Source organism: Parasphingomonas frigoris, from assembly GCF_036663815.1.
Lineage (GTDB): Bacteria > Pseudomonadota > Alphaproteobacteria > Sphingomonadales > Sphingomonadaceae > Sphingomonas.
In genome coordinates, this window is sequence record NZ_JAXOJQ010000064.1 from 1 (window position 1) to 1196 (window position 1196).

The 1196-nt window shown below is 61.0% G+C and carries 2 pseudogenes; both read right to left on the reverse strand.

The window, feature by feature from the left end:
• Window positions 1-565: 565 nt before the first annotated feature.
• Window positions 566-782: pseudogene (locus tag U1872_RS22480) on the reverse strand (transposase); the annotation flags it as partial.
• Window positions 779-1196, reverse strand: a pseudogene (locus U1872_RS22485) (transposase domain-containing protein); the annotation flags it as partial. The pseudogenes U1872_RS22480 and U1872_RS22485, both read right to left, overlap by 4 nt.

The following is a 1196-nucleotide window of genomic DNA, read 5'->3' on the forward strand; positions in this document are numbered from 1 at the left end:
CTCGGATTGACCATCGCAAGTTTTGTCAATTCTTATATCCGCTTCTTAATTTTTAGAGTGCATTGGACAAAGCCTTGCATCTGCGTTCGCTGCCGACCGCGACGAGCAATAGCACGTCGCAGCCTGATCTTCCGTAAAAAAAACGACGCATCCAAGCCTTAGGCCTCGCTGCCCTGAAACGTTTGCACTCTCGTTTAGAGCAACGGCGATGACTGGCTAGGGAGCGTGGACGGATTAGTTGACGCTGGATCGAACGGTTGATTCAGGGCTTCCCTTTGAAGGCATGAGTGAGCTGGGGCGATCTGAGCGAGGCGGAGTGGCGGGTCTTGAAGGGTCTGTTGGCGATCGAACCATCGATGCGTGGTCGCGGACGGCGTCCGACCGAGAACCGAGCGGTTCTGAACGGTATCTCTGGCGGCAGCGCTGTTGGGCGCCCCGACGCAGCAGCGCCCAGACGATACTCACCACCTTGGCTGCCAGGGCCTCCACGGCGGTGTCGTGATGGAAACGTGAAAGAAAGCCGCGCAGCTAGGCGCCAAGTCGTGGGCGCTCTTGCCCATAGTCGGCAGTAATGCTCGGGCACCGTGGATCAGGTTTTTTCGCAGATAGCGGCCTCCGCGCTTGGCGATGCCGAGCAACCGCTGTTTACCCCCGGTCATCGCTTGACGCGGCACGAGCCTAAGCCAGGCGGCAAGATCCGTCCCCCGTCCGAAAACTCGAGGGTCGCCAACTGCAGCTACCAGCGCCGTCGCGTTCAGCGCGCCGATGCCAGGAATGGTCAGGAGGCGCTGCGTTCGCTCATCCGTAAGCGGCGTTCTCGCACCACGCCGGGGGCTCGCTTCCACGGCATAAGCGTGTCGATCTTGTTGGCCGGGTGACCGCCGGCGAGCCGGCATAGCGTGTCGGCGAGCCACGCTTGACGGTTGATGCTGTTCAGTTTGCAGGTCTCGATCAGCGAGGCGATGACGGCCCAGTTGGCGGCACCATCATCGGAACCGGCAAAGAGCGCATTCTAGCAATTGAGCACCAGCCGCCGGATCGAACGCTCGGCGATATTGGATCTCGATGCGACCGTCATCGAGGAACCGGGTCAACCCGGTCCAGCGGGTCAGGGCGTACCGGATCGCGTCGGCGAGCTTGCTCTTCCGGCTCGACCTAGTGGATTGATTCCAACGTGTGGTGCCCATGCCTGACAG